The sequence below is a fragment of the Bathymodiolus platifrons methanotrophic gill symbiont genome (genome assembly GCF_002189065.1).
In the GTDB taxonomy this organism is placed as follows: domain Bacteria; phylum Pseudomonadota; class Gammaproteobacteria; order Methylococcales; family Methylomonadaceae; genus Methyloprofundus.
Map to the genome: position 1 here is coordinate 1 of NZ_BDMN01000558.1, position 1396 is coordinate 1396.

The window sequence follows — 1396 nt, forward strand, 5'->3', positions numbered from 1 at the left end:
GTTTATAAAACGGAAAATTATAAAAAAAATGTTTTTCGTAATTGCAAGCTTTATTTTAGGTTTTTTGTTGTTTTTCCATGTGCTTATCCTGCGAAGAATTTTTAGGATTGATTAAAAATCTGGGAGTAGGACAAGATAATCGCATACCGCCTCTAAAATAAGGCATACTCTCTAAGTTTCTTAGCTATTGTTGCTTTCAATGGAAACACTGATGTAGCAAATAGCAATCTGGATAGTGCAAGCAAACAGTTTAAAGAAATACTAAAATTAGATGATAAAGCACTTGTCGCTTATTTTTCTTTGGCTACTATAGAATATAAAAATAATAACTTGCAGGCAGCTGAAAATTATTTGCTACTAGCTTATAAAAAATCAAAAGGAAATAATAAGGCTGAACTCGTTACAATTGAAAGAATAGTTCAATGGTATTTAGCTGTTAAGCAGCCTGAAAAATTATTAGACTTTATAGAGAACGTTACTAAAACTTACCCCGATAATATTTCCCTGCAAATAGTATTAGTTAAATCCCAATTACTCAATGGAAACAAACAGGAAGCTGAAAAAACACTCAGAAAACTTATTCCTGATAATAAGAACACTGTATTACCTCGTTTGATGCTAGCTGAGTTATTAGCTCAAGATAAAGAGAATAAAGCAGAAGTTATAAAACTTTTAGATGAGGTCAGTAAACTAACGCCTGAATTGCCAAATTCACATGTTATCAAGGCAAATTATTTAATCAGTCAACAGGACTATGCCCAGGCTAAAGCAGAGATTAATATAATCGATAGCTTATACTCAAAGCCAGAACTAGTGAAAAATTTAGAGGGGAATTTATTTCTGGCTCAAAATGAAAAAACAAAAGCTATTAAAAGCTATCAGGAATCCTATCAATTACATAATAATCAGAAGTTATTATTTAGAATTGTAAAATTAATGCAACAGGAAGGGCAGGTTTCTGTAGCAATAGATTTATTAAATCAAGAGATTGATAAGCAGCCACAAAATATTGCCTTACATTATAGAATTGCTTTATTATATCAATCAGAAAACAACAACAAATCTGCAATTAATCACTACCAGAAAATACTAGCGATAAACCCTGAAAATATTTTAGCGCTTAATAATTTAGCATGGTTATATTCAATAGAAAAAAATCCTGCGGCATTAGCAACTGCAAAAAAAGCTTATGACTTAGCGCCGACAGTCGCAACAGTAGCAGATACCTATGGATATATTTTGTTTCAGCAGGGAGAAGCCGAAAGAGCAGTTAAAATTTTAGAGGCAGCAGCAATAAAAGCACCTTTGGCAAAAGATATACAATATCATTTAGCTAAAGTGTATAGTCAAACTGAAGTTTCCCAATTATTGAGTAGCTGAAATACACAATGCTGGT

Annotated in this window: 1 protein-coding gene; it reads left to right on the forward strand. The window is 31.9% G+C overall.

The features are described 5' to 3' along the window. Nucleotides 1-186 precede the first annotated feature (186 nt). Nucleotides 187-1380 carry a tetratricopeptide repeat protein gene (locus CDZ78_RS22650; RefSeq protein WP_280175613.1) on the forward strand — a complete coding sequence of 398 codons (1194 nt, stop codon included), beginning with the start codon at nucleotides 187-189 and terminating at the stop codon, nucleotides 1378-1380. Nucleotides 1381-1396 lie beyond the last annotated feature (16 nt).